1 protein-coding gene is annotated in these 1,534 nt (G+C 68.1%); it reads left to right on the forward strand.

Annotated elements, in window-relative coordinates; genetic code table 11:
• Nucleotides 1-247: 247 nt before the first annotated feature.
• Complete coding sequence (gene istA / locus G6030_RS04930) at nt 248-1,501, forward strand: IS21 family transposase (protein ID WP_241724168.1); 1,254 nt, start codon at nt 248-250, stop codon at nt 1,499-1,501.
• Nucleotides 1,502-1,534: the final 33 nt, after the last annotated feature.

Raw genomic sequence — 1,534 nt, forward strand, 5'->3', positions numbered from 1 at the left:
CTCAAGCACTACATCTTGCGGTCACTGATCCACTCCGGACAGCTGCGGGATCGGATCAATGCACTCTGATTCCGGAAGAGCCGCCAATCTCCCTGTAGGCGGACACGTACTTCCCTGCTGACGGTCAGTTGATCTCCCTGTCCGGGGCCAAGGGATCGGGCCGTGTCGGTCCCGCGAAAAGCGCCCCTCCGGGGATGTGCTCGAGGTCTTCGACCACCTTTCGAGCGCTGTTCCACCGGAGGGACGCATGAAGAAGTCTGACAGGGAGATCATGGAAATTCTGGAGGCATACGACGCCACTGAAAGTGCGCACTCCGCCGCGCAGTTGGCGGGTGTGGATCCCAAGACCGTGCGGCGGTACGTCGCCGCTCGTGACCAGGGGCGTCCGGTGACCGGCGCGGGCCGCCGTCCGCGGATGCTCGATGAGTACATGCGCAAGATCGAGGAGTGGGTCGAGCGCGGCAACGGCAAGGTCCGCGCCGATATCGTCCACGAACGGCTGGTGGCCATGGGGTTCACCGGGACTGAGCGCACGACCAGGCGGGCGGTGGCGCAGGTCAAGGCCGCGTGGCGGGCCGGGCATCAGCGCACCTACCGGCCGTGGATCACCGAGCCGGGCCTGTGGCTGCAGTTCGACTGGGGCGAAGGGCCGAAAGTCCCCGGCCCGGATGGGGTCCTGCGCTCGACGTTGCTGTTCTGCGCCTGGTTGGCGTGGTCCCGCTTTCGGGTGGTCATCCCGGTGTGGGACCAGCGGTTGCCCACGCTGATCGCCTGCCTGGATGCGACCCTGCGCCGCGTGGGCGGGGTACCGACCTACGTGCTGACCGACAACGCCAAGACGGTCAGCGTGGATCACGTCGCCGGAGTGCCGGTACGTCATCCGCAGATCGTGGAAGCCGCCCGCCACTACGGCACCCAGGTGCACACCTGTGTGCCGTTCGATCCGCAGTCCAAGGGCGGCATCGAGTCCACCGTCCGCCTGGCCAAGGCCGACGTCGTCCCGACCGAGGCGAACCTGCGGGAGCAGTACGGCTCGTTCGCCCAGCTCGAGGCAGCATGCGAGCAGTTCTGCGCCAAGGTCAACTCCCGTAAGCATCGTGAATCGGCGCGAGTCCCGAATGAGGCGCTGATCGACGAACGCCGGCGTCTGCACGTACTGCCGGCGGCGCCGCACACCATGGCACTGGGCCAGAGCCGCACCGTGGGCACCGATCAGACCATCCGGTTCGGGTCGGTGCGCTACTCCACCCCGCCCGGGCTGGTCGGCGCTGAGGTGTGGGTCCGCGCCGACGGCATGGACCTGGTCATCGTCGCCGACCTCGACCGGCTGCCCGTGGCCCCGGACTGGGTCGCCGATCGGCGGGGACTGTGCGAGGTGGCGCGGCACCACTTGTCCACCCCGGGCACGCCGCGCATCGATCTGGGCCACTACCCCAATCACCCGCAGGAGCCCGGCGGGGCACCGCGCCCACCCCGGCCCAAGGCTCGATCCCAGGCCTGACTTCCACAAGTTGACGCTGTTCTAGCATTCGGG

This window comes from Dietzia sp. E1 (assembly GCF_014145015.1).
Lineage (GTDB): Bacteria > Actinomycetota > Actinomycetes > Mycobacteriales > Mycobacteriaceae > Dietzia > Dietzia cinnamea_A.